Annotated in this window: 3 protein-coding genes; 1 reads left to right on the forward strand and 2 read right to left on the reverse strand. The window is 68.7% G+C overall.

Annotated elements, in window-relative coordinates; genetic code table 11:
* Together HUU96_RS14765 and HUU96_RS14770 are read right to left on the reverse strand one after the other, a co-directional pair.
* A partial coding sequence (locus tag HUU96_RS14765) for a DEAD/DEAH box helicase (RefSeq protein ID WP_174293490.1) occupies window positions 1–1108 on the reverse strand: 1108 nt, incomplete at its 3' end.
* 105 nt (window positions 1109–1213) lie between these two features.
* Window positions 1214–1669 carry a hypothetical protein gene (locus tag HUU96_RS14770; protein WP_174293491.1) on the reverse strand — a complete coding sequence of 152 codons (456 nt, stop codon included), beginning with the start codon at window positions 1667–1669 and terminating at the stop codon, window positions 1214–1216.
* A 90-nt stretch (window positions 1670–1759) separates the two neighbouring features.
* Between HUU96_RS14770 and HUU96_RS14775 the strand changes: the two genes are divergently transcribed.
* A partial coding sequence (locus tag HUU96_RS14775) for an FAD-binding oxidoreductase (RefSeq protein ID WP_174293492.1) occupies window positions 1760–2574 on the forward strand: 815 nt, incomplete at its 3' end.

Consider the following 2574-nt stretch of genomic DNA (forward strand, 5'->3'; position numbering starts at 1 on the left):
GCCGCTGGATCGTCTGGCCGGTCAGCTTCTCGATGTTGGCGATGTTCTCGGCGTCCTCGGGGCCCACCATCGTGTAGGCGACGCCGGTCGCGCCCGCCCGCCCGGTGCGGCCGATGCGGTGAACATAGTCGTCGGGATGCCATGGCGCGTCGAAGTTGAAGACGTGGCTGACGCCCTTGATGTCCAGCCCGCGCGCGGCGACGTCGCTGGCGACCAGGATGTTGATCGTGCCGGCCTTGAACAGGTCGAGCTCGGCGATCCGCTGCGGCTGTTCCATGTCGCCATGGATCTCGCCCGACTTGAAGCCGTGCTGGCGCAGCGACTTGTTGAGTTCGCGCACCGTCGTCTTGCGGTTGCAGAAGATGATCGCATTGGTCACCTCCTCCTGGCCGAGCAGCGCGCGCAGCCGGTCGCGTTTCGCGGGCATCCCACCCGCCACCGGAACCAGCCATTGCGCGATGTTGAGGTTGGTCGAGGCGGGACGCGACACCTCGATTGTCTTGGGGTTGTCGAGGAACTTGTCGGCCAGCTTCTTGATCGGCGGCGGCATCGTCGCCGAGAAGAGCAAGGTCTGGCGCTGCTTGGGCAGCTTGGTGCAGATCTCCTCGATGTCGGGGATGAACCCCATGTCGAGCATCCGGTCGGCCTCGTCGATCACCAGCAGGTTGCAGCCGGTAAGCAGGATCTTGCCGCGCCCGAACAGGTCCATCAGCCGGCCCGGCGTCGCGATCAGCACGTCGACGCCGTCCGACAGCGCCTTGACCTGGTCACCCATCTGCACGCCGCCGATCAGCAGCGCCATCTTGAGGTCGTGCTCCTTGCCGTATTTCTCGAAATTCTCGGCGACCTGCGCGGCCAGCTCACGGGTCGGCTCCAGGATCAGACTGCGCGGCATCAGCGCGCGGCGGCGGCCGTGCGCCAGGATGTCGATCATCGGCAGCACGAAGCTCGCGGTCTTGCCGGTGCCGGTCTGGGCGATGCCGATGATGTCGCGCATCATCAGCACCGACGGGATCGCGCTCGCCTGGATCGGCGTCGGCTCGCTATAGCCGGCGTCGTTCACCGCCTTCAGGAGTTCGGGAGAAAGGCCGAGGTCGGCGAAGTTCATGCGGTCGTCCGAAAAGGGGCAGGACGGGTCGTCCTCGCGCGGAACGGTGCAGCGCGGTCGACCGCCATAGCGCGCCTTGCGGATCGCCCGCGAAAAGTCAAGAAATCAGCGCTTGGGCAGGGCCGCCTTCAGCGTCTTGAAGGTATCGATCTCGCACAAGGCCCCCGAACGCGCGCGAATCGAGTCGCGGGCTGCGCAGATCTGCCCGTCCGCCGCCGGCTTGAGGTAGAAGCCGGAGTAGAAGTCGAGCGGCTCGCAGCTGTTGTCGAGCTTGGCGCGCACCCGCCGGTTACCCACCAGCACCAAGTCGACGACGCCCGGCCCCGACACCAGCGCGCCGGCCAAGTCACTGGCGGCGATGCATTTGGGGCCGCGCTTTTCCTTCCACGTCACCTGCGGCGGCGGTGGCCCCAGCCGCGGCACGCGCACGATGATCCGCTCGTGGAAGGTCATGGTCGCGATCTGGCCGCCGCCATCGGGCGCATCGATGCCGACCTCCCCCGCAAGCAGCACGGGAGCGACGAGCGCGAGCAGCGTGGCGGGGATCAGCGGGTGACGCATGGTTGGCGGCGTGGCTGTAGGCCGGATCGTTGAACGGGTGATGAACTTGGCCTAGGCGCGCCCAGCATGACCCTTGGCATGACCCTTGGCATGACCCCTGGCATGACCCCGGCCCAGCATCGCCTGCTCGACACGCTGACGCCGCTGTTGCCGGCCGCCGCCATCGTCACCGACCGCGCCGCGATCGCGCCGTGGGAGACCGACTGGCGGCAGCGCTATCATGGATCGTCGCCGGTGCTGCTCCAGCCTGGCTCGACCGCGGAGGTGGCGACGATCGTGCGCGCCGCCGGCGAGCATGGCGTCGCCCTGGTCCCGCAGGGGGGCAACAGCTCGATGGTCGGCGGCGCGACTCCGCCCGCCGACGGCTCGGCGCTGATCGTGTCGACGCGGCGCATGAACCGGCTGCGCTCGGTCAACGCCGAGGCCGGCCTGGCGGTGGCGGAAGCGGGGATGATCCTTCAGACGTTCAACGATGCCGCGCTGGCGGTCGGCCGGCGTTTCCCGCTGACGCTTGGCGCGCGCGGCACCGCCACGATCGGCGGCCTCGTCTCGACCAACGCCGGCGGCACCCAGGTGCTGCGCTTCGGCACCATGCGCGGGCTGGTAGCGGGGGTCGAGGCGGTGCTGCCCGACGGCAGCGTCCATGACGGCCTCGCCGCGCTGAAGAAGGACAATCGCGGCTATGATCTCGGCCAGCTGCTGATCGGGGCGGAGGGGACGCTGGGCATCGTCACCGCCGCGACGCTGCGGCTGGTGCCGGCGGTGGCGGCGCGGGCGGTGGCGTGGCTGGGCGTCGTACCCGGAGCAGCTTGCGGAACTCCGCAACATCGCGGAGTTCGCTGGCATGTTGTGCATCGACAAGTGGACGGGCAACACCAACGGCCGGCAGGCAGTGTTCGCTCGCA

Source organism: Sphingomonas bacterium (genome assembly GCF_903644135.1).
Taxonomy (GTDB): Bacteria; Pseudomonadota; Alphaproteobacteria; order Sphingomonadales; family Sphingomonadaceae; genus Sphingomonas.

What these genes read in the sequence shown, in the direction of transcription:
- HUU96_RS14770 (WP_174293491.1), bottom strand. Translation starts at nt 1,669, where the DNA reads ATGCGTCACCCGCTGATCCCCGCCACGCTGCTCGCGCTCGTCGCTCCC.